Source organism: Isoptericola maris (assembly GCF_048065335.1).
Taxonomy (GTDB): domain Bacteria; phylum Actinomycetota; class Actinomycetes; order Actinomycetales; family Cellulomonadaceae; genus Isoptericola; species Isoptericola rhizosphaerae.
In genome coordinates this window covers 379,045-402,462 of the sequence record NZ_JBLUNY010000001.1, presented here as the reverse complement: position 1 = coordinate 402,462, position 23,418 = coordinate 379,045, and the positions used below count along the sequence as shown (strand labels likewise).

25 protein-coding genes and 6 tRNA genes are annotated in these 23,418 nt (G+C 72.5%); 14 read left to right on the top strand and 17 right to left on the bottom strand.

Annotated features, from left to right (window positions below; genetic code table 11):
• Nucleotides 1–9 precede the first annotated feature (9 nt).
• The 7 genes from ACH5HR_RS01995 to ACH5HR_RS01965 all read right to left on the bottom strand — a co-directional run bounded on the left by ACH5HR_RS01995 (nucleotide 10) and on the right by ACH5HR_RS01965 (nucleotide 1,803).
• Entirely contained in the window at nucleotides 10–765 is a 756-nt protein-coding gene (locus tag ACH5HR_RS01995; protein WP_416475970.1) for an HNH endonuclease family protein, read from the bottom strand.
• A 112-nt stretch (nucleotides 766–877) separates the two neighbouring features.
• A tRNA-Val gene (locus ACH5HR_RS01990) sits at nucleotides 878–952 on the bottom strand.
• A gap of 1 nt (nucleotide 953) precedes the next feature.
• A tRNA-Gly gene (locus tag ACH5HR_RS01985) sits at nucleotides 954–1,029 on the bottom strand.
• Nucleotides 1,030–1,174: 145 nt separating this feature from the next.
• Nucleotides 1,175–1,453, bottom strand: coding sequence for a DUF2277 family protein (locus tag ACH5HR_RS01980; protein WP_402371652.1), 279 nt, complete (start codon nucleotides 1,451–1,453; stop codon nucleotides 1,175–1,177).
• 71 nt (nucleotides 1,454–1,524) lie between these two features.
• A tRNA-Val gene (locus ACH5HR_RS01975) sits at nucleotides 1,525–1,599 on the bottom strand.
• A gap of 1 nt (nucleotide 1,600) precedes the next feature.
• A tRNA-Cys gene (locus ACH5HR_RS01970) sits at nucleotides 1,601–1,671 on the bottom strand.
• A gap of 59 nt (nucleotides 1,672–1,730) precedes the next feature.
• A tRNA-Gly gene (locus ACH5HR_RS01965) sits at nucleotides 1,731–1,803 on the bottom strand.
• A 115-nt stretch (nucleotides 1,804–1,918) separates the two neighbouring features.
• On the opposite strand from ACH5HR_RS01965, the gene ACH5HR_RS01960 reads away from it, so the two are divergent.
• The 4 genes from ACH5HR_RS01960 to ACH5HR_RS01945 all read left to right on the top strand — a co-directional run bounded on the left by ACH5HR_RS01960 (nucleotide 1,919) and on the right by ACH5HR_RS01945 (nucleotide 5,347).
• Complete coding sequence (locus ACH5HR_RS01960) at nucleotides 1,919–3,073, top strand: chorismate-binding protein (RefSeq protein ID WP_416475968.1); 1,155 nt, start codon at nucleotides 1,919–1,921, stop codon at nucleotides 3,071–3,073.
• A 43-nt stretch (nucleotides 3,074–3,116) separates the two neighbouring features.
• Entirely contained in the window at nucleotides 3,117–3,983 is an 867-nt protein-coding gene (locus ACH5HR_RS01955) for an aminotransferase class IV (RefSeq protein WP_402371654.1), read from the top strand.
• Nucleotides 3,984–4,090: 107 nt separating this feature from the next.
• Nucleotides 4,091–4,162 (top strand) — tRNA-Val (locus ACH5HR_RS01950).
• Between the two features lie 174 nt (nucleotides 4,163–4,336).
• A complete protein-coding gene (locus ACH5HR_RS01945; protein ID WP_416475966.1) occupies nucleotides 4,337–5,347 on the top strand; it encodes a DUF2804 domain-containing protein in 1,011 nt (336 codons plus the stop codon).
• 3 nt (nucleotides 5,348–5,350) lie between these two features.
• Here the strand turns inward: ACH5HR_RS01945 and ACH5HR_RS01940 are convergent, their stop codons facing one another.
• From ACH5HR_RS01940 to ACH5HR_RS01915, 6 genes are all read right to left on the bottom strand, one after another.
• Entirely contained in the window at nucleotides 5,351–6,100 is a 750-nt protein-coding gene (locus ACH5HR_RS01940; RefSeq protein ID WP_416475965.1) for a succinate dehydrogenase/fumarate reductase iron-sulfur subunit, read from the bottom strand.
• A complete protein-coding gene (locus ACH5HR_RS01935) occupies nucleotides 6,097–8,043 on the bottom strand; it encodes a fumarate reductase/succinate dehydrogenase flavoprotein subunit (RefSeq protein WP_416475964.1) in 1,947 nt (648 codons plus the stop codon). Before ACH5HR_RS01935 ends, ACH5HR_RS01940 begins: the two co-directional genes overlap by 4 nt.
• Nucleotides 8,043–8,864, bottom strand: a complete 822-nt coding sequence (sdhC, locus tag ACH5HR_RS01930) for a succinate dehydrogenase subunit SdhC (RefSeq protein WP_402371659.1) — start codon at nucleotides 8,862–8,864, stop codon at nucleotides 8,043–8,045. Before sdhC ends, ACH5HR_RS01935 begins: the two co-directional genes overlap by 1 nt.
• A complete protein-coding gene (locus ACH5HR_RS01925) occupies nucleotides 8,861–9,142 on the bottom strand; it encodes an Rv0250c family protein (RefSeq protein WP_416475962.1) in 282 nt (93 codons plus the stop codon). The genes sdhC and ACH5HR_RS01925 overlap by 4 nt, the downstream gene beginning before the upstream one ends.
• 123 nt (nucleotides 9,143–9,265) lie before the next feature.
• A complete protein-coding gene (locus tag ACH5HR_RS01920; protein ID WP_402371662.1) occupies nucleotides 9,266–9,673 on the bottom strand; it encodes an LbetaH domain-containing protein in 408 nt (135 codons plus the stop codon).
• Between the two features lie 119 nt (nucleotides 9,674–9,792).
• On the bottom strand, nucleotides 9,793–10,002 hold the full coding sequence (locus tag ACH5HR_RS01915) for a hypothetical protein (protein ID WP_402371663.1): 210 nt from the start codon (nucleotides 10,000–10,002) through the stop codon (nucleotides 9,793–9,795).
• Nucleotides 10,003–10,143: 141 nt separating this feature from the next.
• On the opposite strand from ACH5HR_RS01915, the gene ACH5HR_RS01910 reads away from it, so the two are divergent.
• Genes ACH5HR_RS01910 through ACH5HR_RS01900 form a run of 3 tightly spaced genes read left to right on the top strand, consistent with a single transcriptional unit; the run spans nucleotide 10,144 to nucleotide 12,268 of the window.
• Entirely contained in the window at nucleotides 10,144–10,611 is a 468-nt protein-coding gene (locus ACH5HR_RS01910; protein WP_416475960.1) for a DUF1269 domain-containing protein, read from the top strand.
• A 3-nt stretch (nucleotides 10,612–10,614) separates the two neighbouring features.
• Nucleotides 10,615–10,923: an SHOCT domain-containing protein gene (locus ACH5HR_RS01905; RefSeq protein WP_402371666.1), complete on the top strand. Its 309-nt coding sequence runs from the start codon at nucleotides 10,615–10,617 to the stop codon at nucleotides 10,921–10,923.
• A gap of 13 nt (nucleotides 10,924–10,936) precedes the next feature.
• Nucleotides 10,937–12,268, top strand: a complete 1,332-nt coding sequence (locus tag ACH5HR_RS01900) for a chloride channel protein (RefSeq protein WP_402371668.1) — start codon at nucleotides 10,937–10,939, stop codon at nucleotides 12,266–12,268.
• Nucleotides 12,269–12,277: 9 nt separating this feature from the next.
• Here the strand turns inward: ACH5HR_RS01900 and ACH5HR_RS01895 are convergent, their stop codons facing one another.
• Nucleotides 12,278–12,826 carry a DinB family protein gene (locus tag ACH5HR_RS01895; protein ID WP_416475959.1) on the bottom strand — a complete coding sequence of 183 codons (549 nt, stop codon included), beginning with the start codon at nucleotides 12,824–12,826 and terminating at the stop codon, nucleotides 12,278–12,280.
• A 1-nt stretch (nucleotide 12,827) separates the two neighbouring features.
• Nucleotides 12,828–13,601, bottom strand: coding sequence for a uracil-DNA glycosylase (locus ACH5HR_RS01890; protein ID WP_416475957.1), 774 nt, complete (start codon nucleotides 13,599–13,601; stop codon nucleotides 12,828–12,830).
• A 115-nt stretch (nucleotides 13,602–13,716) separates the two neighbouring features.
• Between ACH5HR_RS01890 and thrS the strand changes: the two genes are divergently transcribed.
• The 7 genes from thrS to pdxS all read left to right on the top strand — a co-directional run bounded on the left by thrS (nucleotide 13,717) and on the right by pdxS (nucleotide 20,781).
• Nucleotides 13,717–15,732, top strand: coding sequence for a threonine--tRNA ligase (thrS, locus tag ACH5HR_RS01885; protein WP_416475956.1), 2,016 nt, complete (start codon nucleotides 13,717–13,719; stop codon nucleotides 15,730–15,732).
• 2 nt (nucleotides 15,733–15,734) lie between these two features.
• A complete protein-coding gene (locus tag ACH5HR_RS01880) occupies nucleotides 15,735–16,298 on the top strand; it encodes an HIT family protein (RefSeq protein ID WP_416475954.1) in 564 nt (187 codons plus the stop codon).
• 65 nt (nucleotides 16,299–16,363) lie between these two features.
• Nucleotides 16,364–16,990, top strand: a complete 627-nt coding sequence (gene pgsA, locus ACH5HR_RS01875) for a phosphatidylinositol phosphate synthase (protein ID WP_416475952.1) — start codon at nucleotides 16,364–16,366, stop codon at nucleotides 16,988–16,990.
• A complete protein-coding gene (locus tag ACH5HR_RS01870; RefSeq protein WP_416475950.1) occupies nucleotides 16,990–17,937 on the top strand; it encodes a phosphatidylinositol mannoside acyltransferase in 948 nt (315 codons plus the stop codon). Before pgsA ends, ACH5HR_RS01870 begins: the two co-directional genes overlap by 1 nt.
• Nucleotides 17,938–17,945: 8 nt before the next feature.
• Nucleotides 17,946–19,160 carry a glycosyltransferase family 4 protein gene (locus ACH5HR_RS01865; protein ID WP_402372082.1) on the top strand — a complete coding sequence of 405 codons (1,215 nt, stop codon included), beginning with the start codon at nucleotides 17,946–17,948 and terminating at the stop codon, nucleotides 19,158–19,160.
• On the top strand, nucleotides 19,157–19,765 hold the full coding sequence (locus ACH5HR_RS01860) for a hypothetical protein (protein WP_402371680.1): 609 nt from the start codon (nucleotides 19,157–19,159) through the stop codon (nucleotides 19,763–19,765). Before ACH5HR_RS01865 ends, ACH5HR_RS01860 begins: the two co-directional genes overlap by 4 nt.
• A gap of 92 nt (nucleotides 19,766–19,857) precedes the next feature.
• Entirely contained in the window at nucleotides 19,858–20,781 is a 924-nt protein-coding gene (gene pdxS, locus ACH5HR_RS01855; protein WP_416475949.1) for a pyridoxal 5'-phosphate synthase lyase subunit PdxS, read from the top strand.
• Nucleotides 20,782–20,842: 61 nt separating this feature from the next.
• Here the strand turns inward: pdxS and ACH5HR_RS01850 are convergent, their stop codons facing one another.
• Entirely contained in the window at nucleotides 20,843–22,468 is a 1,626-nt protein-coding gene (locus tag ACH5HR_RS01850) for an alpha/beta hydrolase (protein ID WP_402371683.1), read from the bottom strand.
• Nucleotides 22,469–22,614: 146 nt separating this feature from the next.
• Nucleotides 22,615–23,313 carry a hypothetical protein gene (locus ACH5HR_RS01845; RefSeq protein ID WP_416475947.1) on the bottom strand — a complete coding sequence of 233 codons (699 nt, stop codon included), beginning with the start codon at nucleotides 23,311–23,313 and terminating at the stop codon, nucleotides 22,615–22,617.
• Nucleotides 23,314–23,418: the final 105 nt, after the last annotated feature.

The window sequence follows — 23,418 nt, the reverse complement described above, 5'->3', positions numbered from 1 at the left end:
GCGGTGAGCCTACCCGGCGGTCGGCAGCGTCTCGTCCGGGCAGGTCGACAGGACGTCGGTCATGGCCGCCTGCTCTGCGGTGGTGACCCACAGCTCGTAGCGCAGCTTCACCGCGACCTGGCGCGCGACGTACTCGCAACGGTAGGACGTGTTCGGCGGCAGCCAGCTCGCGGTGTCGCCGTCACCCTTGGCGCCGTTGGACGGGCCGTCGACGGCGAGCAGGTTCAGCGGGTCGTTCGCCAGCTCACGGCGCTCGTCCTCGCCCAGCGCCTGGGCGCCCTTCTGCCAAGCGTCCGAGAGGGCGACGACGTGGTCGATCTGGACGGCAGTCGACGTCTTCTGCCCGCGCTGGAAGGCGATCGCCTCGCCCGTGAACGGGTCAGCCAGGTCGCCGGTGAGGACGATGCACTCGTGGGTGCCCTCCTCGTAGGTCACCTCGGTGAGGTCCCGCGCGAGGATGTCGTTGCGGGTGTCGCACCCGTTGCGGTCGACGTCGGCCCAGGCGGGGCCGAACTCGTCGCGGTCGTAACCGGTCTTCGGCGCGCGGCCCTTGACCGCGAGGTCGTCCACCGCGGCCAGGGCGGACCCGGGGGAGGCCTCCGGTGCGGTGACGCCCGCCAGGAAGGAGGACAGCGTGCCCTCGGTGCTGCGTGCGAGGCCGTCGAGCGTGAACACCCCGGTCACGAGGAGCACGACGGCGACGATCGCCAGGCGCACGAGACGGCGGCGGGTACGGGCCGGGCGGTCCGAGGACGAGCGGGTCACGGGCGTCTCCTTCGCGAGGTTCGTCCGCATTCTGGCACACCGCCACGTGGGCGTCGTCGACACCACCTGAGACGGACGAAGGCCCCGGACGGATGTCCGGGGCCTTCGTGGGTGGTGGGCGATACTGGGATCGAACCAGTGACCTCTTCCGTGTCAGGGAAGCGCGCTCCCGCTGCGCCAATCGCCCGTGGAGCGGATGACGGGACTCGGACCCGCGACATCCACCTTGGCAAGGTGGTGCTCTACCAACTGAGCTACATCCGCATGGCCGGACAGGTGTTCCAGGGATCGCTCCCCGGTGTTCCGGCGCCTGAGGAACATTACTGGAACCCTCGGGTGCTGGTCCAATCGCCACGGGTGTGACCTGCGCCTCGGCAGGCCGGGGCCATCGCCGGGCGCGGGGTGCGGATCAGGCCGGCTGCTGCGCTGCGAGGCGCGCCTGCACCTCCGGGCGCCGCAGGGGCGGGACGGTCTGCGGTGGCTGCCGGCGGGCAGGCAGCTCGCCGAGCAGACGGGTGACGATCTGGGTGATCTCGGCGGCGGCGGCCTCGCAGGGCTCGCGCGACGCCGGGGCCGCGTTCGACGCGACGCCAGTCACCTTGCGGACGAACTGGGCAGCAGCGGCCTCGATCTCCTCGGCCGTGGCCGCAGGCTCGAGGCCTCGCAGGGTGGTGATGTTCCGGCACATGCTCGTGACGTTACGCCGGGCGGGCTCAGGATGCACGAAGGCCCCGGACGGATGTCCGGGGCCTTCGTGGGTGGTGGGCGATACTGGGATCGAACCAGTGACCTCTTCCGTGTCAGGGAAGCGCGCTACCGCTGCGCCAATCGCCCGAGGTGGGTACGGGATTCGAACCCGTGTATACGGCTTTGCAGGCCGCTGCCTCGCCTCTCGGCCAACCCACCATTGAGAAAGCGTGCTCTCCCGCTACCTCGTCGCCGAGGAGGCAGGGAGTGGGCCTCCGAGCGGATGACGGGACTCGGACCCGCGACATCCACCTTGGCAAGGTGGTGCTCTACCAACTGAGCTACATCCGCACGACCGGACGGAGGGGATCGCTCCCCGGCGTTCCGGCGCGAGGGAAACATTAGTTGACCTAGCCCGATTCCGTCCAATCGTCCCGCGGGGCGTGCCTGGCATAGCGTTCGCTGCGTGGACGAACAGAGATCCTGGGCCTCCTTCGCCGGCCGCCTCGCCAGCGACGTCGTCGAGTGCGTCGACCTCGACCAGGAGCCGCACCGCCTCGCGGAGACCGGGCCGTGGTTCGTCGTGGTCGACTTCGAGGCGTTCGGGCGCGGCGGCCGCGCGCGGGCCTGGCGGTTCGCCCACGTGTCCGACGGCGTCCCGCCCGGCGACCTCGCGCCGTCGGGCACCGCATGGCGTGGCCCGGAGCCGACGAGCTGGCGCAGCTCCCTGGACCGGGACGCCTACCAGGCCACCGTGCGTCGCGTCCACGACCACGTCCGCGAGGGGACCGTCTACCAGGTCAACGTGTGCCGGGTGCTCCAGGCGCCGCTCCCGCTGGTGCACGACGGCGGCACACCGGTCGAGCCGGACGCTGCGGCACTCGCGGCCCGGCTCGCCGCCGGGAACCCTGCACCGTACGGTGCGGGCGTCCACGTGCCGGCGAGCTCCGGCGTCGAACCGGTGTGGGTCGTCTCGGCCTCGCCCGAGCTGTACCTGTCCCTGGACGGCGGAGCGCTCGCGTCCGGTCCGATCAAGGGCACCGCCCGCACAGCGGCCGGGCTTACGGACAAGGACCGGGCCGAGAACGTGATGATCACCGACCTGGTGCGCAACGACCTGCAACGGGTGTGCACGCCGGGAACCGTGGCCGTCACCGACCTGCTGGGCCTGGAGGAGCACCCCGGGCTCGTGCACCTCGTCTCGCGGGTCCGCGGCGCCCTGGCCCCCGAGGTCGCGGCGGCGGAGGACCGGTGGGGCCAGGTGCTGGGAGCCACCTTCCCGCCAGGGTCCGTCTCCGGGGCTCCCAAGTCTTCGGCGCTGCGGATCATCGACGAGCTCGAGACGGCGCCTCGGGGGCCGTACTGCGGCGCGGTCGGCTGGGTGGACGGCGACTGCGCAGAGCTCGCCGTCGGCATCCGTACCTTCTGGTGGGAGCGTGGCCCGCGCGACGACGGCGTCCTGCGGTTCGGTACGGGCGCCGGGATCACGTGGGACTCGGACCCGGTGGCCGAGTGGCGCGAGACCGAGCTCAAGGCGGAGCGCCTCGTCGGGCTCGCCTCGACGACGGTCACCGCCCCCGAGAGCAACCTCTGGCGGTCGGGGCGACACTGCCCGCGGTGACGGACGCACCTGGTCTACCGCCGTCGTCGGGCAGACTGACCCTATGAGTCTGGTGATCTGGGCCGAAGGCCGGTTGGTCGGTGCGGGGGAGGCCGCGATGAGCGCGGTCGACCACGGCATCACGGTGGGTGACGGCGTCTTCGAGACGTGCACGGTGCTCGACGGGCGGGCGTTCGCGCTCACGCGGCATCTGGCACGGCTCGCGCGGTCCGCCGCCGGGCTGGGTCTGGAAGTGCCCGACGAGCAGAAGGTGCGCGACGGCGTCGCGGCCGTCCTGCAGGAGGCGGTGCGGTCGGGCGGGGCGTTCGACGGCCGGTTGCGCATCACCGTCACGGCCGGCGTGGGACCGCTCGGCTCGAACCGTGTGGAGGGCGCGCAGACCGTGGTCGTCGCCGCGCAGGAATCGGTCATGGCACCGGAGTCGCGCTCGGTGCGCTCTCCGTGGCCGCGCAACGAGCGCTCAGCGATCGCCGGACTCAAGACGACGTCGTACGCCGAGAACGTCGTGGCCCTCGCCCACGCCAAGGCGCAGGGCGCGGACGAGACCATCCTGCCCAACACCGTGGGGGACCTCTGCGAGGGGACGGGCTCCAACGTGTTCGTCGAACGGGGCGGAGAGCTCGTGACCCCGCTGCTCGAGTCCGGGGCACTGGCCGGCATCACTCGGCAGCTGCTGCTCGAGTGGGGCGCCGAGAACGGGCTCCCCGTGCGCGAAGCCCGTGCGGGGGAACTACCCTTTGCGGTCCTTGACGAGGTCGACTCCGGTGACGTGCAGCTCGTGCTGACGTCCTCGGGACGCAACATCCAGCCGGTGACCTGGCTCGACGGGGTCGAGGTCGCGGTGGGGGAGGTCTCGGCGGAGGCGCGCGTGCTGTTCGAGGAGCTCTGCCGCGAGCGCGTCGACCCCTGACCCGCGCCCGATCTCACCTGGGGCGACGCCGCCCGGCCTGTGGGCCACGCCGCACCGTCCCGGTTTGGACCAGCGCCCGATCTGTGACTACTATCGACCTCGCACTCGGGCGATTGGCGCAGTGGTAGCGCGCTTCGTTCACACCGAAGAGGTCACTGGTTCGAACCCAGTATCGCCCACCCTGTGCAGAAGGCCCTCGACCGGCGGAGACTCCGGTCGAGGGCCTTCTGCAACGCAACAGCAAGCCGCCCGCCGCCGCCGGTTGCCTCGGCCCCGGGCCGGGGGGTCAGGCGGGGGGCGGGCCTTCTGCAAGTCTCCTGCAGGCGGCCCGCCGCAGCCTATGATCGGGCGTCATGACGCTCCCCGAGCTCACCGCGCGCACCTCCCTGACCCGGCCCGACGGGCGGCTGGACCGTCGCGCGGTCGGATGGGCACGCCGTCCGCTGGTTGACACCGACGGCATCGCCCGCGACGGGCGGCGGTTCCTCGGCCGCAACAAGAGGTGGGAGTACTGGGGCGTCGTCACCCCGACGCACGTCCTGGCCGCCACGGTGTCTTCGATCGATTACGCGGCCGTGCACGAGGTGTGGGTGCTCGACCGTGCGACGGAAGAGACCTACGGCGCTGCCGTGACGGTCGTCCCGCCGCGAGGGGTCCGTCTGCCGGGGACGTTCGGTGCCGGCCCCGTCCGTGCTCGCGCACGAGGTCTGGACATCGCCTTCCACGAGGTGCCGGGCGGCACCCGGCTGCGTGCGCGGACCGGCGACGCATCGTTCGACGTCGTCGCCGAGCTGCCCGACGGCCACGAGCGGCTCGCGGTGGTGGTGCCGTGGAGCGACACCCGCTTCCAGTACACCGTCAAGGACGTCGCGCGGCCGGCGCGGGGGACGGTCACGACGGCGGGCGAGACCCACGAGTTGGTCGACGGTGAGTCGTGGGCGGTGCTCGACCACGGGCGCGGACGGTGGCCGTACGACGTCAGCTGGAACTGGGGTGCAGGGGCCGGGCGCTCCGGCGGGCGGACGGTCGGGATCCAGGTCGGTGGACGATGGACGGCCGGGACGGGGTCCACCGAGAACGCCGTCGTCGTCGACGGGCGGCTGCACTTCATCCCCGCCGAGCTCACGTGGGACTACGACGTCGCGGACTGGCGCCGTCCGTGGCGGGTGACGGGCGGCGGGCTCGACGCGACGTTCGAGCCGTTCTACGACAAGGTGTCGCGGACGAACCTCGCCGTGGTGTCCTCCGTCACCGACCAGTGCTTCGGCCGTTGGTCGGGGACGTTCACGCCTCCGGGCGGCGGCGAACCGGTCGAGTTCTCCGGCCTCGTCGGCTGGGCCGAGGAGGTCCACAACCGCTGGTGACCCTCAGCGGCGGCGCGAGATCGTCCGACCCAGCCAGACGAGCGGGTCGTACCGGCGACCTGCGACGCGCTCCTTCATGGGGATGAGCGCGTTGTCGGTGATCTTGATGCCCTCGGGGCACACCTCGGTGCAGCACTTGGTGATGTTGCACCGGCCGAGGCCGTGCTCGTCCTGGGCGGCGTCCACGCGGTCCGCGACGTCGAGCGGGTGCATCTCCAGCTCGGCGATGCGGATCAGGAACCGGGGCCCGGAGAACGCCTCCTTGTTCTCCTCGTGGTCGCGCACCACGTGGCACACGTCCTGGCACAGGAAGCATTCGATGCACTTGCGGAACTCCTGGGACCGCTCGACGTCGACCTGCTGCATGCGGTACTCGCCGGGTGCAAGATCGGCCGGCGGGCTGAACGACGGGACCTCACGAGCCTTCGCGTAGTTGAACGAGACGTCCGTCACGAGGTCCCGCAGGACGGGGAACGTCCGCATCGGGGTCACCGTCACGACGTCGTCCGGGGCGAACACGGACATCCGCGTCATGCAGAGCAGCCGAGGGCGGCCGTCGATCTCCGCGGAGCACGACCCGCACTTGCCCGCCTTGCAGTTCCAGCGCACCGCGAGATCCGGCGTCTGCGTCGCCTGCAGCCGGTGCAGGACGTCGAGGACCACCTCACCCTCGTTGACCTCCACCTCGTAGTCGTGCAGCGCGCCGCCCTCGGCGTCTCCGCGCCAGACGCGGAACCGGCCCGTGTACGTCATGCCGTGCCCCTCTCACCCGAGCGCTCGGGATGCGTCGCCAGCTCGTCCGCCGTGTAGTACTTCTCGAGCTCCGCGAGCTCGAAGAGTGCGAGGAGGTCGTCGCGCATCGCCGCTCGCTCGGCGGGCTCGACCACGAGGCGCGGCACCACCGGACCGCGCGTCCCGCCGTCGGCGTCGTCGCGCAGATGGGTCACCAGGACGCGGCGGCGCCAGGCGGGGTCCAGGTCGGGGTAGTCGTCGCGGGTGTGACCGCCGCGGCTCTCCGTGCGCAGGAGGGCCGACGTCGCCACGGCCTCGCCCACCAGAAGCATGTTCCGCAGGTCCAACGCGAGGTGCCAGCCCGGGTTGTACTGGCGGTGGCCCTCGACGACGACGTCGCGCACCCGGTCGCGGAGCTCGTCGAGGCGCTCGAGCGCCGAGACCATCTCGGCGTCCGTGCGGATGATGCCCACGAGGTCGTTCATCGTCTGCTGCAGGTCGGTGTGCAGGGTGTAGGGGTTCTCGGCGGTGGTGCCGGGCGGCGCGTCGAACGGCTCGAGCGCCCTCGCGGCGGCCATGCCCACCGCCTGCTCGTCGACCGCCGGCCGGCGGTCGAGCGCCTCGACGTGGTCGGCCGCGCCGAGACCGGCCCTGCGGCCGAAGACGAGCAGGTCGGACAAAGAGTTGCCGCCCAGCCGGTTCGAGCCGTGCATGCCGCTGGCACACTCGCCGGCCGCGAACAGCCCCGGCACGCTGGACCGCCCGGTGTCCGGGTCGACCTCGATCCCACCCATCACGTAGTGACAGGTAGGGCCGACCTCCATCGCCTCGGCGGTGATGTCGACGTCGGCCAGCTCCTTGAACTGGTGGTACATCGACGGCAGGCGGCGCTTGATCTCCTCGGACTCCATGCGGCTCGCGATGTCGAGGTAGACGCCGCCGTGCGGTGATCCCCGGCCCTCCTTGACCTCCGTGTTGATGGCCCGCGCGACCTCGTCGCGGGGGAGAAGGTCGGGGGTGCGGCGGTTGCTCTCCTGGTCCTCGTACCAGCGGTCGGCCTCCTCCTCGCTCTGGGCGTACTGGCCGGTGAACACCTCCGGGACGTAGCGGAACATGAACCGCTCACCCTCGGAGTTCTTCAGCACGCCGCCGTCGCCGCGCACGCCCTCGGTGACGAGGATGCCCTTGACGCTGGGCGGCCAGACCATCCCCGTCGGGTGGAACTGGACGAACTCCATGTCGACGAGGTTGGCTCCGGCGCGCAGAGCGAGTGCGTGCCCGTCGCCGGTGTACTCCCACGAGTTCGACGTCACCTGGAACGACTTGCCGATCCCGCCGGTCGCGAGGACCACCGCGGGCGCCGCGATCTCGATGAACCGACCCGACTCCCGCCGGTAGCCGAACGCACCCGCGATCGCGTCGTCGTCGGTCAGGAGCTCGGTGACCGTGCACTCGGCGAAGACGCGCAGGTGGGACTCGTAGTCGCCGGTGGCGGCGTGGTCCTCCTGCTGGAGCGCGACGATGCGCTGCTGGAGGCTCCGGATCAGCTCCAGGCCCGTCCGGTCGCCGACGTGCGCGAGCCGGGGGTAGGTGTGGCCGCCGAAGTTGCGCTGGTGGATCCGCCCGTCGTCCGTGCGGTCGAACAGGGCGCCGTAGGTCTCGAGCTCCCAGACGCGGTCGGGCGCCTCCTGGGCGTGCAGCTCCGCCATCCGCCAGCTGTTGAGGAACTTCCCGCCCCGCATCGTGTCGCGGTAGTGCACCTGCCACGAGTCGTTCGAGTTGACGTTGCCCATGGCGGCGGCGCACCCGCCCTCCGCCATGACCGTGTGCGCCTTGCCGAACAGGGACTTGCAGACGACGGCGGTGCGCATCCCGCGCTCCCGCGCCGCGATCGCGGCCCGCAGCCCGGCGCCGCCCGCCCCGATGACGAGGACGTCGTAGTCGTGGCGTTCCGTCTCGGTCATCACATGCCCCCGGCGCCGAGGATGCGGAAGTCGGTGATCGTCCCGGCAGCGACGAGCGCGACGTACAGGTCGGTGAGCACGAGCGTGCCGAGCGTCACCCACGCGAACAGCATGTGGCGGGTGTTGAGCACCGAGATCCAGGTCCACAACCGGTAGCGCACGGGGTGTTTCGAGAAGTGCGTGAGCCGCCCGCCCATCACGTGCCGGCACGAGTGGCAGGACACCGTGTAGAGCCACAGCAGCGCGACGTTGACCAGCAGCACGAGGTTGCCGACGCCGACCACGAACCCGTCGGTGGGATGCCGGAACGCGACGAGCGCGTCGTAGGTGTTGACGAGCGACACCAGCACGGCGACGTAGAAGAAGTACCGGTGCACGTTCTGCAGGATCAGCGGGAAGCGGGTCTCGCCCGAGTACTGCGCGTGCGGCTCGGGCACGGCGCACGCCGGGGGTGAGAGCCAGAACGACCGGTAGTAGGCCTTGCGGTAGTAGTAGCAGGTCAGCCGGAAACCCAGCAGGAACGGCAGGCTGAGGGCCGCGTAGGGGATGAGGGGATGGTCGGGCAGGAACATCCCGAAGTGCGCCGCTCCCGGTTCCGACGCGCACCCGAGCGACACGCACGGCGAGTAGAACGGCGTGAGATAGCGCTCGTCGGCGAAGAAGTACTGCTGCTGGAACGTCCGCACGCCCCCGTACACGACGAAGGCCAGCAGGCCGACGGCGGTGGCCGCCGGAGCCAGCCACCACCGGTCCGTGCGCAGCGTCCGCGCACCGACCTCGGCGCGCCCGGGGGCGTCGACCCCTCCGGCGGTCGCCGTCACGGCCGGTCGCCGTGGTAGCCGCCGACCCCTTCGTCGTCGGCCCCGGTCCACAGCGACTCGTCCAGCGGAGTGTCCGGGACGACGACGTGCTCGGTCAGGGTGTCCGCGCGCGGGGGCGGGGCGGATGCCAGCTCCCCGGCGTCGATCTCCAACCGCTCCACGTCGTTGCGCAGCCGGCGCACCGCGGGCACGTCACCGAAGGCGTGGTGCACCCCAGCGACGGTGTGGCGGAGCTGCTCGATCGCACGGCGGAGAGCGGCAAGCTCGGTGGACGTCATCCGGCACCTCCTCAGCGCGGCACCCCACGTCGTCGTGAGGCACGTCACACCAGCGTGCCGGTTGCGGCGCGGTCCGGCAAGGGGGCGCGCGGCGACGCTGCCGAGGTGAGGGCGGCGCCGCGGTCAGGCGGCCTGGGCGTAGCGGTGTCGGACGACCTCCCCGTCCGGCACCGACGCCTCCGCCTCGACGGTCGCGGACGCCTCGACGCGGACGTCTCGCCCGAGCTGGACATGGTCGGCGACGCGCGCCCCGGCGCCGACGAACGAGCCGGGACCCAGGTGCACGCTGCTGCCGATCCGGGCGTCGCGCCCGACGACCGCGTCATGGTCGACCCAGGTCACCTCACCGAGCCGGGCGCCGGCGTCGACGCGTGCGCCGCTCTCGACGTACGTCCCGCGGCCGACGACGACGTCGGGTGCGACCACGGCCTGCGGCGAGACGTAGCCGCCGTCGCCGCGCCGGACATAACGGACGGTCTGGCCGGCGTCGTTCTCGAACTCGATGCGCTTGGGCATTCGGATGCGTGGCATAAGACCCCCTCGGGTGGGTCCCGGGGGCCGACGGCCCGCACCGGGACATGGACTTTGTGCTTTTCTTCTCAACGTCGCGGGGCGGCTGGAGATTCCAGGCATCCGACCGCAGCCCGGGCTCAGGCGGGCGAGCCCTCCGCGCGGGAACGCGCGCGCCGGGGGAGCGTGCCCCGCCGCTGTCCGGACCATGAGACCTCCGTGGCGTGGGTGCGCGAGAGCGGATCGCCGAGCGGGTCGGCACCCAGCGCGGAAGCCACGTGGACCAGAGGGCGCTGGGCCTCGAACTCGCGGGCGAGAGCATCGAAGATCGGGGTGTCGGTCGTACGCACCCTGCCATTCTGCGAGCGGTTGCCCGAGGCGCGCCGCCCGACGCGGCCGCCTTCACAGTCACCTCACACGACCCTCGCGAGGGCGTGCCCGGTGCTGCCTCCTGTTGCGGTCCTCTCGGTGCGGTTCGATGATCGTGACGGGTGACCTGGACGTTCGTCGCGCCCGACTCGCCGACCGAGAGGCAGGACATGAACGCCGCCGCACCGGTGGAGCTCCTCCTGCTGGAGTTCCCGCACAGCGAGTTCAAGGGCGAGATCGTCGCGGAGCTCGTCCGGCTCTCCCAGGCCGGGACGATCAAGGTCCTGGACATGCTGGCGATCCGCAAGAACGAGGACGGTTCCGTCGAGTGGCTCGAGGCGGCGGACGCCGCGGACGAGCTGGCGGACCTTGTCGGGGAGCCGAGCGGGCTCCTCGCCGAGGACGACGTCGCGGCGGTCGCCGACGACCTGACGCCCGGCGCAGCGGTCGGGATGCTCGTCTTCGAGCACACGTGGGCCACGGGTCTCACCTCGGCCCTGCGCGACGCCGGCGGGTCGCTGATCGACATGACCACGGTGCCGCCCGCGGCCATCGAGGAGCTGGCCGCCACCCTCGCCGAGGAGGACTGACAGATGCCCAGGAGGATCGGACGCCCCGGCCTGATCGGGACCATGGCGCGTACCGCCGTGGTCGCCGGGACGGCGAACGCGGTGAGCCGCGGGATGAACAACCGGGCGAGCGCGAAGGCGGAGCAGCAGGCCGGTGCCGCGGCCTACGACGCGCAGCAGGCCCGGCTCGCGCAGCAGCAGGCGCAGCCGGCCCCAACCGCTCCGTCCGGCGCGGACACGCTGGCACAGCTCCAGCAGCTCGGGGAGATGAGGTCGGCGGGCCTGCTCACGGACGCGGAGTTCGCCGCGGCCAAGGCCAAGATCCTCGGCTGACCCGAGACCCCACGTGTCGGACGCCGAGCAGCGCGGACCCGTCGTCGAGCCCGACGGCCCGGTCTCCGGCGAGCAGCGGGCCGTGCGGACCCGCGGATATGTGCGTCTGCTCCTGCTCGCGGCGGCGATCGGGATGCCCGTCTCGTTGGTGGCGTTCGGGTTCCTCGCCCTGCTGCACGCGATCGAGCACGCGGTCTGGGAGGTCCTGCCGGACGCTGTGGGCCTGGACGGCGTGCCGTGGTGGTGGGCCTTGCCCTGGTTGATGCTCGGCGGAGTGCTGGTCGGTGTCGCGATCCGCTCGTTGCCCGGCCACGGCGGGCACGTGCCGATCGACGGGCTCGGCCTGGAGCCGGTACCGGCCTCCTACGTCCCGGGCATCCTGCTGGCCTCCCTCGGCGGCCTGCCGCTCGGTGCGGTCCTTGGACCCGAGGCGCCGCTCCTGGCTCTCGGTTCGGCCTTCGCCCTGATCTTCGTGCGGCCGGTGGCCAGGCTCGACGACCCGACCGCCCGCGCGCTGATCACGGCGGCCGGGGCCTCCGCCGCGCTCGCCGCCATCTTCGGCAGCCCGCTCGTGGCGGCCGTCTTCGTCCTGGAGGCCGCCGGCCTGGCGGGGCCGAAGCTCGCCCGCGTCGTCCTGCCCTGCCTGCTCGCGTCGGGCATCGGATCGCTCGTCTTCACGGGTATGGGTGCGTGGACCGGCCTGAGCATCCCGTCGCTCGCGATGCCCGACCTCGACGCCCCGGTGCGCCTCGACCTCGCCGACGTGCTGTGGGCGGTGCCGCTGGCAGTGGTCATCGCCTTCGGCATCCGCCAGGTGCACCGGTGGGGGCACTGGACCAAGGCGCGTGCCACCGTCCGCCCTTTCCAGGCTGCGGTCGGTGCGGCGGTGGTCGTCGGCCTGGGTGCGGGAGCGTACGCGCTGCTGACCGGCAGGTCCCCCGAGGAGGTCACCCTCTCCGGTCAGGGGCTGCTGGGGCCGCTCGCGGCGGACCCGGCGGCGTGGTCGGCGGGGGCCCTGGTCGCGCTGCTCGCCTTCAAGGCGATCGGCTACGGGGTCTCGCTCGGTGCGCTGCGGGGCGGCGGGATCTTCCCCGCGGTGCTGCTCGGCGCCGCGGCCGGCGTGCTGGCCTCGGGCCTGCCGGGACTCGGTCCCGTCCCGGCGATGGCGATCGGGATGGGGGCGGCGACGGCGGCGGTGCTGCCGTTCCCTGTCTCCTCCGCGGTCCTGGTCGTCCTGCTGCTCGGACCGCACTCCGCCGCGATGGCACCGGTGGTGCTCGTCGCCGTCGTGGTGGCCTTCGTCTCGGAGCAGATCATCGCGAAGCAGCCGACGCGTGCCGCATGAGCGGGCGTGTCACTCCCCGGTGAGACCGTCGACCGCCTCGCGCAGCAGGTCGGCGTGCCCGTTGTGCCGCGCGTACTCCTCGATCATGTGCACCAGGACCCAGCGGAGCGTGAACGCCTCACCGGTGCGTCCGTCGGTGCGCACGGAGAGCAGGTCGAGTCCGTCGTCGCTCGCGAGCGCCCCGTCGATGACCTGGTCCGAGGCGGCCACGGCGCGGTCGAAGAGGATGCGGAGCTCGGCGGGGGAGTCGTCGGCGGCGCTGTGCCAGTCCCAGTCACGGTCGGCGGACCAGTCGACCGTGTCGAACGGGTCGAGCTCGTCACCACCGGTCATGACGGCGGAGAACCAGTTCGACTCGACGTAGGCCAGGTGTTTGAGGAGGCCGCCCAGGGTCATGTCGCTGGGGGCGAGCGGTGTGGCCAGCTGCGCTGCGTCGAGGCCCGCCGTCTTCCACCGCAGGGTGTCGCGGTGGTAGTCGAGAAAGGTGCGCAGCGTCGTGGCCTCGTCAGCCTGCAGCGGCGGGTCGGAGCGGTCGACCGCGAGGTCCCGGGGCGTCATGTCAGGACGGTACCGCGTCGAGCCCCGCCAGGGTCCGCGCGGTGCGCAGCACGTCGTCGAGCATGGGCTCAGTCAGCCGGCCGGTGTACGTGTTGTGGGGCGAGACGTGGTAGCAGCCGAGCACCGTCAGGCTGGTGCGTGTCGAGCTCCCCGGCGTGCCGTCGTCGGCCGGGGCGAGGGTGACCTGCGCACCGTGGGCGAACCGCGGGCGCGGGCGGGGGACCGCCCAGCCCTGCTCGCCGAGGGTCGCCAGGAGCGCGTTCCATCCGACAGCGCCGAGCGCGACGGCGACGCGCACGGTCGGGGCGAGCAGCTCGAGCTCGCGGGCGAGGTACGGGGCGCAGCGGCGCCGCTCGTCCGGCGTGGGCCGGTTGTCGGGTGGCGCGCAGCGCACGGGCGCCACCAGACGCATCCCGGTGAGCCGCATGCCGTCGTCGCGCCCGGTCGCACGGGGCTGGCTCGCGAACCCGGTGCGGTGCAGGGCGGCGAACAGGAAGTCACCGCTGGGGTCGCCCGTGAACATGCGCCCGGTGCGGTTGGCGCCGTGCGCGGCCGGCGCCAGGCCGACCACCGCGACGGCGGCGTGCTCGTCGCCGAACCCCGGGACCGGCCGGGCCCAGTAGGTCTCGTCCCGGAACGCGGCACGCCGCTGGGACGCCACCTGCTCGCGCCAGGCCACGAGCCGGGGGCACGCGTGGCACCTGATCACGTGCGCGTCGAGCGCTGCCAGGTCGGGGGCGTCGCGGGCGTCGGCGGGTGTGTCGTGCGGAACCACCGTGCCATTGTCCCGGACCGGGCGGAGCGGTGCGACGACGGAGCGCCGTGTCGGTACGATCGGGGGGCGTCGCCACCGGGCGGCGCCACCATCGACCACCGCAAGGAGCACCACCGTGTCCGACGCCGTACCGCACCCCGCCGAGCCCACGACCACGGTGACGGTGGAGTCGACGACGACGGGCACCGAGCTCTTCGCCGATCGCCGCGACGTCGTCGTGATGCGGGTCGACGGCGAGCTGCTGGACCTGTCGCGCGAGCTGGAGCCGGGCACCGTCGTCGAGCCGGTGACGATCGCCGAGCCCGACGGGCTCGCCGTGCTGCGACACAGCGCCGCGCACGTGCTCGCCCAGGCCGTGCAGCAGGTGAACCCCGACGCGAAGCTGGGCATCGGCCCGCCCATCGCCGACGGCTTCTACTACGACTTCGACGTCGCGGAGCCGTTCACGCCCGACGACCTCAAGAAGCTCGACAAGGCGATGACCCGCATCATCAAGGAGGGCCAGACGTTCCGCCGTCGGGTCGTCACCGAGGACGAGGCCCGCGCCGAGCTCGCCGCCGAGCCGTACAAGCTGGAGCTCATCGGCCTCAAGGGATCGTCGTCCGACGACGACGGATCCTCCGTGGAGGTCGGCGCCGGCGAGCTGACGATCTACGACAACGTCCGCGGGGCGGGCCGCGAGAGCGAGACCGTCGTGTGGTCGGACCTGTGCCGGGGCCCGCACCTGCCCTCGACGAAGCTCATCGGCAACGGCGTGCAGCTCATGCGCTCGGCGGCGGCCTACTGGCGCGGCAGCGAGAAGAATCCGCAGCTGCAGCGCGTCTACGGCACCGCGTGGCCGACCAAGGACGACCTGAAGGCCCACCTGGAGCGCCTCGCCGAGGCCGAGCGGCGCGACCACCGCCGCCTCGGCAGCGAGCTCGACCTGTTCTCCTTCCCCGACGAGATCGGGTCCGGCCTGCCCGTCTTCCACCCCAAGGGCGCCATGGTCCGCATGGAGATGGAGGAGTACTCGCGCAAGCGGCACATCGAGTCGGGCTACTCGTTCGTCGCGACGCCGCACATCACCAAGGCCAAGCTCTTCGAGACGTCGCGCCACCTGGACTGGTACGCGGACGGGATGTACCCGCCCATGCAGCTCGACGCGGAGCTCGACGACGAGGGCAATGTGCGCAAGCCCGGCCAGGACTACTACCTGAAGCCGATGAACTGCCCGATGCACAACCTCGTCTTCTCCTCGCGGGGACGCTCCTACCGGGAGCTGCCGCTGCGGCTGTTCGAGTTCGGCACCGTGTACCGGTACGAGAAGTCCGGCGTCGTGCACGGTCTGACGCGTGCCCGCGGTTTCACGCAGGACGACGCGCACATCTACTGCACCCGCGAGCAGATGCGCGACGAGCTCGGCTCGTTGCTGACGTTCGTCCTGGAGCTGCTGCGCGACTACGGCCTGAACGACTTCTACCTCGAGCTGTCGACCCGCGACCCCGAGAAGTCGGTCGGCGACGACGCCACGTGGGACGAGGCCACCGAGGTGCTGCGGCAGGTGGCCACCGCCTCCGGGCTGGACCTGGTGGACGACCCGGGCGGCGCGGCGTTCTACGGCCCGAAGATCTCGGTCCAGGCGAAGGACGCCATCGGACGGACCTGGCAGCTCTCGACGATCCAGCTCGACTTCTTCGAGCCGGAGCTGTTCGAGCTCGAGTACACGGCGTCGGACGGCTCCCGGCAGCGGCCGGTCATGATCCACCGGGCGCTGTTCGGGTCGATCGAGCGGTTCTTCGGCATCCTCGTCGAGCACTACGCGGGCGCGTTCCCGGCCTGGCTGGCACCGGTCCAGGTGCTCGCCGTGCCCGTGGCGGACGCGTTCGACGACTACCTGTCGGACGTCGTCGCCCAGCTCACGCGCCAGGGGATCCGTGCCGAGATCGACCGGTCCGACGACCGGTTCGGCAAGAAGATCCGCAACGCGGCCAAGGAGAAGGTGCCGTTCGTGCTCATCGCGGGCGGCGAGGACGCCGAGGCGGGCGCCGTCTCGTTCCGCTTCCGCGACGGCACGCAGGAGAACGGCGTGCCCGTGGCCGACGCCGTCGAGCGGATCGTGACGGCGGTCCGCAGCCGCGAGCAGGTCTGAGCGTGACCGGCGAGGAGGGCGAGCCGCGGCTCGACCCGGCGGACCGGTTCGGCCCGCCGGAGGACGACATCTCCCGGCTGTGGACGCCGCACCGGATGGTGTACATCGGCGGGCAGGACAAGCCCGCTGACTCCACGCCGCAGCACTGCCCGTTCTGCCGGATCCCCGCGGGCGAGGACGAGGAGGGCCTCGTCGTCGCCCGCGGGGCGGACTGCTTCGCGCTGCTCAACCTGTACCCGTACAACGGTGGCCACCTGATGGTCCTGCCCTACCGGCACGTCTCGGACTACACCGACCTGACGGACGGCGAGACGTCGGAGCTCGCCGCCATGACGAAGACCGCGATGCGCGTCCTGCGCGAGGTCTACGCGCCGGCCGGGTTCAACCTGGGGATGAACCAGGGCGAGGCCGCCGGCGCCGGCATCGCCGCGCACCTGCACCAGCACGTCGTCCCGCGCTGGCAGGGCGACGCGAACTTCCTGCCCGTCGTCGGGCGGACGAAGGCGCTGCCCGAGCTGCTCGCGGACACCCGCGCGCGGCTCGCTGCGGCGTGGCCCGCCCGCTGACCGGCGCCGGGCGCTAGCCTGGCGACGCCGGCCTGCCGGCACGCACGACGAGACGAGGAGCTCCCATGTTCGGCCGCCTGCGGGCCACGATGCAGCGCCTGTTCACCCCCCTGGCGAACCTGCTGATCCGTCGCGGGGTCTCTCCGGACGCTGTGACGGTCACCGGCACCGTGATCGTCACCGTCCTCGCGCTGACCTTGTTGCCCGCGGGCCACCTCACGCTCGGCGCGCTCCTGATCGGTCTCTTCGTCCTGACCGACTCGCTCGACGGCGTCATGGCGCGGGCGAGCGGTCGCAGCGGTCCCTGGGGCGCGTTCCTCGACTCGACGCTCGACAGGGTCTCCGACGGCGCGGTGTTCGCCGGCATCACGCTGTGGTTCGTGCTGCACGCCGACGAGCCGTGGGGCACGGCGGGGACCATCGTGGCCCTGGCCTGCCTGGTGCTCGGGTCGGTCGTCCCCTACGCCCGCGCTCGCGCCGAGTCGGTCGGTGCGACGGCGGCCGTCGGCATCGCCGAGCGCTCCGACCGGCTCGTCGTGGCACTGGTGCCCACCGCGTTCGTCCAGCTGGGTCTGCCGGTCGCCGTCCTGGTGGTCGTGCTCGGGCTGCTCGCGCTCGCCAGCCTGGTGACGGTCGCCCAACGTGTCCTGACGGTCCGGAACCAGCTCCTGCCCACCACCGAGGAGGCGTGATGGACCTCACTGCCGCCTACACGTTCGCCTGGCGCCACGCCCCGAAGGTGCCCGAGACGCTACTCCGTGCCGTGTTCGACCTGGCCGCCGATGCCGCCTGGTTGCGCCGCGGCGCGGGCGTGCGCCGCATGGAGGCCAACTACGCGAAGGTACGCCCGGACCTCGACGTCCGGGCCGTCCGGCGACTGTCCCGGGCGGGCATGCGGCGGTACCTGCGGTACTTCCGCGAGGCCTTCACCCTGCAGGGTGCCACGCGCGAACAGCTCGACGCCCGGGTCCGGGTCGAGGGGTACGAGAACCTCGAGCCGGTGGAGCAGGGCGGAGCGGTCTCGCTGGCGCTGGGGCACCTGGGCAACTGGGACCTCGCCGGTGCCTGGGCGTCGCTGAACGTCGCACCCGTGCTGACGGTGGCGGAACGGCTACGGCCGGAGGCGTTGTTCGACGAGTTCGTGAGGTTCCGGAGCTCCATCGGCATCGACGTGCTGCCCCTCGGGGACGACGGCGTCTTCCGCGACCTGGTGCGCGGCGCCGAGGACGGTCCCCGGCTCGTGCCGCTCCTGGCGGACCGCGACCTCACCGCCCGCGGGATCGAGGTCGACCTGTGCGGCCACCGGGCACGGGTCGCCGCCGGGCCTGCCGCCCTCGCGGTGGCCGCCCGTGTGCCGTTGATCCCCGTCGGCATCCGGCACGAGCGGCTGGACGGCGAGCGCCGCCGTCGTGCGGGGACCGCGTGGGGCATCGTCATCCGCTTCCACGCCCCCGTCGGGCCGCCCGACGCCGGGAACCGGCGTGAGCAGGTCCAGCAGCTCACCCAGGCCTGGGTCGACGTGCTCGGCGGGTTCATCGGCGAGCACACGGCTGACTGGCACATGCTGCAGAAGGTGTTCGTCGAGGATCTCGACCCGCAGCGGTACGCCCGCACGCGAGCCCTGGCGGGGGAGGCGTGATGCGGCCGTTGCGGGTGGGCATCGTGTGCCCCTACTCGTTCGACGCCCCGGGCGGGGTGCAGTTCCACGTGCGCGACCTCGCCGAGGCGTTGCGCGACGCGGGTCACGAGGTCTCCGTCCTGGCCCCGGCCGACGACGACACCGAGGTGCCCGACGTCGTCACCCCGGCGGGGCGTGCGGTCCCGGTCCGTTACAACGGCTCCGTCGCGCGGCTGGCGTTCGGTCCGCGCGCCGCGGCCCGGGTCCGCCGCTGGATCGACGCCGGCCGGTTCGACGTGCTGCACCTGCACGAACCGATGACGCCGTCCCTGTCGATGCTCGCGCTCTGGGTCGCCGAAGGACCCGTCGTGGCGACGTTCCACACCTCGCAGGTGCGCTCGCGGGCGCTGCAGGTGGCGCACCCCCTGCTGCGCCAGTCCCTGGAGAAGATCTCGGCCCGCATCGCGGTGTCGGAGGACGCGCGGCGCACGCTGGTCGAGCACCTGGGCGGGGACGCCGTCGTCATCCCCAACGGCGTGTACGTCGACCGCTTCGCCGACGCGCCCGACGCGCAGCGGTGGCGGGGGACCCCGGAGGCGCCCACCGTGGCGTTCCTGGGCCGCCTCGACGAGCCTCGCAAGGGCCTGCAGGTGCTCGCGGAGGCCGCGCCGGCGATCCTCGCCCGAGAACCCGGGACTCGCTTCCTCGTCGCGGGCAAGGGGGACGCCGGGAGGGCGGCGGCGCAGGCCGTGCTCGGCGAGCACGGAGCGGCCTTCGAGTGGCTCGGCGGTGTCAGCGACGCGGACAAGGCGGCGCTGCTGCGGTCCGCCGACCTGTACGTCGCTCCGCAGACCGGCGGCGAGAGCTTCGGGATCGTCCTGGTCGAGGCGATGAGCGCGGGCACCGGCGTCGTGGCCAGCGACCTCGGGGCGTTCCGCCGGGTGCTCGACGACGGCACCGCGGGCCGGTTGTTCCGCACGGGTGACGCGGGCGCCCTCGCGGAGGCGGTCGTCGGGGCGCTGGCCGACCGTGCGGACACCCGGGCGCGCCGGGAGCGCGCCACGACGTTCGTCCGCCGCTTCGACTGGACGACGGTCACCGACCAGGTGCTGGCCGTCTACGAGATGGCCGTCGCCGCCACCGAGGCGCTCGGCGACGGGACGGTGCGCCAGGACCTCCTGGCCGGGCGGTCGTCCTGGCTGCTGGGCCGGCGGCCCCGCGCGGACGTGGCGGGTGAGCGATGAGCTGGTCCGAGGTAGCCCTGCTGGCCGTGGTCGTCGTCGGCCTGGCGCTGTGGTTCGTCTGGGTCTCCGCCTCGCGCCTGGACCGTCTGCACCACAAGGTCGTGGCCTCACGCCTCGCCCTGCAGGCGCAGCTCGACCGTCGCGTACGCACGTCCCTGGACCTGGCGTCGTCCGGCCTGCTGGACCCGGCGAGCTCGGTGCTCGTCGCTGACGCAGCCTTCGCGGTGACCGAGACGTCCGAACGGTCGGCCCCCACCGCGGCGGGCGAGCCGTCGTCGTCCGAGGCGTTCGCCCTGACGGGCCTGCCCGCCGATCGCGAGGGAGCCGAGTCCGAGCTGTCCGTGACGCTGCGCTCGGTGCTCGACGACTCCGAGACGGTCGCGGGCCTGCGGGACTCCGAGCCGGGCGCCGAGCTGGTGGGCGACCTCGGGGCGGCGTGGTACCGCGCCCAGCTCGCCCGGCGCTTCCACAACGAGGCCGTGGCCCAGGCGCAGCGGGCGCGCAGACCGCGTCGCGTGCGGTGGCTGCGGCTGGCCGGGCGGGCACCGTTGCCGCAGACCGTGGAGCTCGACGACCAGATGCCGGACGGGATCGACCTCTCCTGACACGCCCGTAGGATGGGTGGCACGGCGTGGACCACGTCGGCATGCCCGGCACCGCGCCAGGGGCGTGCTCGCAAGAACACTGTGAGGTTGCGTTGACCGAGACCACCGGAACCCCGGCCGGCACGACGGGCGTCGGCGAGGTGGGCACCGCCCGCGTCAAGCGAGGCATGGCCGAGATGCTCAAGGGCGGCGTCATCATGGACGTCGTCACCCCGGAGCAGGCCAAGGTCGCCGAGGACGCCGGAGCGGTCGCGGTCATGGCGCTCGAGCGGGTGCCGGCCGACATCCGCGCCCAGGGCGGGCTCGCCCGGATGAGCGACCCGGACATGATCGAGGGCATCGTGGACGCGGTGTCGGTCCCCGTCATGGCGAAGGCCCGCATCGGACACTTCGTCGAGGCGCAGGTCCTGCAGTCCCTCGGTGTGGACTACGTCGACGAGTCCGAGGTGCTGTCACCGGCCGACTACACCCACCACATCGACAAGTGGAAGTTCACCGTCCCCTTCGTCTGCGGTGCGACGAACCTCGGCGAGGCGTTGCGCCGCATCACCGAGGGCGCGGCGATGATCCGTTCCAAGGGTGAGGCCGGCACCGGCGACGTCTCGAACGCCACCACGCACATGCGCCAGATCCGTCAGCAGCTCCGGCGCCTCGCCTCGCTGCCCGAGGACGAGCTGTTCGTCGCGGCCAAGGAGCTGCAGGCGCCGTACGAGCTCGTGGCCGAGGTCGCCCGTACGGGCAAGCTCCCTGTCGTGCTCTTCACCGCGGGCGGTATCGCCACGCCGGCCGACGCCGCGATGATGATGCAGCTCGGAGCCGAGGGCGTCTTCGTCGGCTCCGGCATCTTCAAGTCGGGCGACCCGGCCGCGCGTGCCAAGGCGATCGTGCAGGCCACCACGTTCCACGACGACCCGGACGTGATCGCCAAGGTGTCTCGCGGGCTGGGCGAGGCCATGGTCGGCATCAACGTCGAGGACGAGCCCGAGCCCGTCCGGCTCGCCGAGCGCGGCTGGTAGCGAGCAGGTCGGGCAGAGTGCCCGCAACACCTGCTCGCCACCGGCCGCGATGGCACGGTCGTCAGTTACCTGGCTGCGGTGACTGCGACGGGTCGACGTCCGTGCAGTAGATCTCCTCCTCCGGCAGCCTGCCGGTGGTCAGGAACGCCACCGTCGCCTCGTCCACGCACGTGGAGCCCTGGCCGTAGACGTAGTGCCCGCCGTGGTCCGCGCCGACGAAGGCCGCTCGCTCGCCGAGGGCCACGGACAGCCCGCGACCGTCCTCCCACGGTGTGGCGTTGTCCCGGCGGTTCTGCAGGATCAGCGTGTTGCGCGGTCCTTCGTCGGTGACGCGGACGGGCTCCTCGATCGGCTCCGGCCAGAACGCGCATGCCCAGACGTTGGCGGGCATGCCCGCGGTGAGCGGCCAGGCCGCCCGGTCCTCGGAGGTGCGGCGGGCGTACTCGTCGACGTCGTCCGACCACTGCGCGTCGCCACAGGTCAGCGCCAGGAACATGGTGGCCTGGTTGTCGGCCGGCACGCCCGGGGTCGGCGGCGGCGCGCTGAACACCTGCTGCAGCAGCTGACCGTCCGCCTCGGTGAGCGTGCCGTCCGCCAGCCCGGCGGCGGCCTTCCAGAACTGCACGAGCACCGGGAGGTTCTCGTCGTGCAGCAGGAGGCTGTAGGTGACCGTGCGCAGCATCGGGCCCGTCAGGACCAGCGGGGTGTCGGGGACCGGTGCCGGGCTCCGATCGAGGTGGTCGGCGAGCGCGAGGTAGTTCTCGGTCACCTCGTCGACCGTGCCGCCCAGTCCGAGCGTGGCGTGCTGCGCCGCGGCGACCCGTGCCGCGTCGGGAAAGCGTTCCGACATGGCCTTGCCCCAGTTGTCCTTCGCGTGCGCCCAGACCTTCGTGGGGTCGACGTTGCCCTCGAGGACCATCTTGTCGGCGCGGTCCGGGAACAGCGACTGGTAGACGGTGCCGAGGTACGTGCCGTAGGACTGGCCCCAGTAGGAGATCTTCTCCTCGCCGAGGGCCGCGCGGATGCGGTCCATGTCGCGGGCCGTGTTGGCGGTGGTGAAGTACCGGAGCTGCTCCCCGGCGTTCGTCGCGCACCGTTCGGCGACGGCGCGGGCGTGGTCGACGTTCGCGTCGATCGAGCCGTCCGCGGCCGGGTAGGGGAAGAGGCCGGCGAGGGACGGGTCGTCGAGGCCGCAGCTCTGCGGGGTGCTGTGCCCGACCCCGCGGGGGTCGAAGCCGATCAGGTCGTAGGCCTCCAGGACCGACGACGGCAGGGTCGGCGCGACGACGCCCGGGGTGTCCAGGCCGGGCAACGCCGGGCCGCCCGGGTTCAGGAGCAGGGCGCCGCGGCGGTCGCTGGACGTCGTCGCCGGCAGCTTGGAGACAGCCACCTCGATCGTCTCGCCATCCGGGTCCTGGTAGTCCAGCGGGACCGTCACGGTGCCGCAGGTGAGCCGGGGGTCGCGACCGGCGCCCTCGGCCGGCGCAGGGCACGGGCCCCAGGTGATGGACGGTGCGTCGGCCGTCTCGGTGGCGACCGACGGTGCGGTCCCGCCCCCCGCGTCCGCGTCCGGAGCGGCGGCACAGGCTGCCGCCGCCGCGACGGTGAGCGCCGCCGCGACCACCGCCTTCGTGATCCTCCGGGGGATTCCGGTGCTCGCTGTGCGTCGTGTCGTCCTCAACGTCATGCCCTCCAGCTCTCTGCGTGTCACGACGCGTCGGCGCCGCTACCGGAGAACCTATGGAAGACCGTGGGGACGCGAATCCCCCTGATGTGGACAGTCTCCGTAGCTCGGACGGGGGGGCATGGCCGCGGATCCGCGGGGAAGCAGGGTCAGCCCGGCGGGACGATCCCCGTGCGCCCTTCCCACGTGCCGTGCTCCGAGAGCGGGCGGAAGCGGAACGTCGCGAACTCGTGGTGGAAGTCGCGACGCCGGCGTTCGACCATGGCGTCCGCGTGCCGCTCCGCGCCGGGCAGGGTGGTGCGGCCGTGCACCATCTCCTCCATCTCGCGGACGGTACGCCACACGGAGAAGGTGGAGATCGTGCTCGGCGGTCGGAACGCGGCCAGGGCGAGCGTGGTGGCGGGGTGGTCCCGCACCTGGCGTTCGACGGGCCTGCCCCACCGCAGGAACCGCGGCACCTCGAGCAGGCGCATCCGGGCGACGGTCACCGCGACCACGGGTTCCTCCTGGTCCCAGTCGCCCGCCCGGGCCGGCAGACCGGGCAAGGCCGCCAGCCGGGACCAGCGGCGCAGGTACTCCAGGCGCACGTGCCAGCCGCTCGCCAGGTGGCGGCCGAGGACGTCGTCGGACAGGAAGCGGTCCACGGCACCCGCGTCGCGCCACTGCGCGAAGACCGCGATCCGTCGTAGCTGCAGCCGGTCCAGGGAGACGGCGGGCGCGCCCAGGCGCATGAGGGCCAGGCACTCGGCGTGGTCGAGCCCGGGCGCGGTCGTGCCCGACGGCGGGCGCAGCAGCGCGCGTGCCGTCACGGTGGCCGGCATCTCGGCGAGGTGAAAGGTGTGGATCACCCGAGCCCCCGCACGGTGCTCAGGACAACGGTGCTCACGACGTCGTTCACGACCACGGATTGTTGCAGGTGGTCCCGACCTTGGCGATGCTGGGCACCTATGCTG

Coding starts and splice junctions, on each gene's coding strand:
- ACH5HR_RS01925 (WP_416475962.1), bottom strand. CDS start 9,142: ATGACGTCCACCGAGCTTGCCGCTCTCCGCCGTGCGATCGAGCAGCTC.
- ACH5HR_RS01920 (WP_402371662.1), bottom strand. CDS start 9,673: ATGCCACGCATCCGAATGCCCAAGCGCATCGAGTTCGAGAACGACGCC.
- ACH5HR_RS01905 (WP_402371666.1), top strand. CDS start 10,615: ATGCCCAGGAGGATCGGACGCCCCGGCCTGATCGGGACCATGGCGCGT.
- ACH5HR_RS01860 (WP_402371680.1), top strand. CDS start 19,157: ATGAGCTGGTCCGAGGTAGCCCTGCTGGCCGTGGTCGTCGTCGGCCTG.
- ACH5HR_RS01955 (WP_402371654.1), top strand. CDS start 3,117: ATGAGTCTGGTGATCTGGGCCGAAGGCCGGTTGGTCGGTGCGGGGGAG.
- ACH5HR_RS01895 (WP_416475959.1), bottom strand. CDS start 12,826: ATGACGCCCCGGGACCTCGCGGTCGACCGCTCCGACCCGCCGCTGCAG.
- ACH5HR_RS01870 (WP_416475950.1), top strand. CDS start 16,990: ATGGACCTCACTGCCGCCTACACGTTCGCCTGGCGCCACGCCCCGAAG.
- pgsA (WP_416475952.1), top strand. CDS start 16,364: ATGTTCGGCCGCCTGCGGGCCACGATGCAGCGCCTGTTCACCCCCCTG.
- ACH5HR_RS01940 (WP_416475965.1), bottom strand. CDS start 6,100: ATGACGTACACGGGCCGGTTCCGCGTCTGGCGCGGAGACGCCGAGGGC.
- ACH5HR_RS01850 (WP_402371683.1), bottom strand. CDS start 22,468: ATGACGTTGAGGACGACACGACGCACAGCGAGCACCGGAATCCCCCGG.
- ACH5HR_RS01980 (WP_402371652.1), bottom strand. CDS start 1,453: ATGTGCCGGAACATCACCACCCTGCGAGGCCTCGAGCCTGCGGCCACG.
- ACH5HR_RS01935 (WP_416475964.1), bottom strand. CDS start 8,043: ATGACCGAGACGGAACGCCACGACTACGACGTCCTCGTCATCGGGGCG.
- ACH5HR_RS01945 (WP_416475966.1), top strand. CDS start 4,337: ATGACGCTCCCCGAGCTCACCGCGCGCACCTCCCTGACCCGGCCCGAC.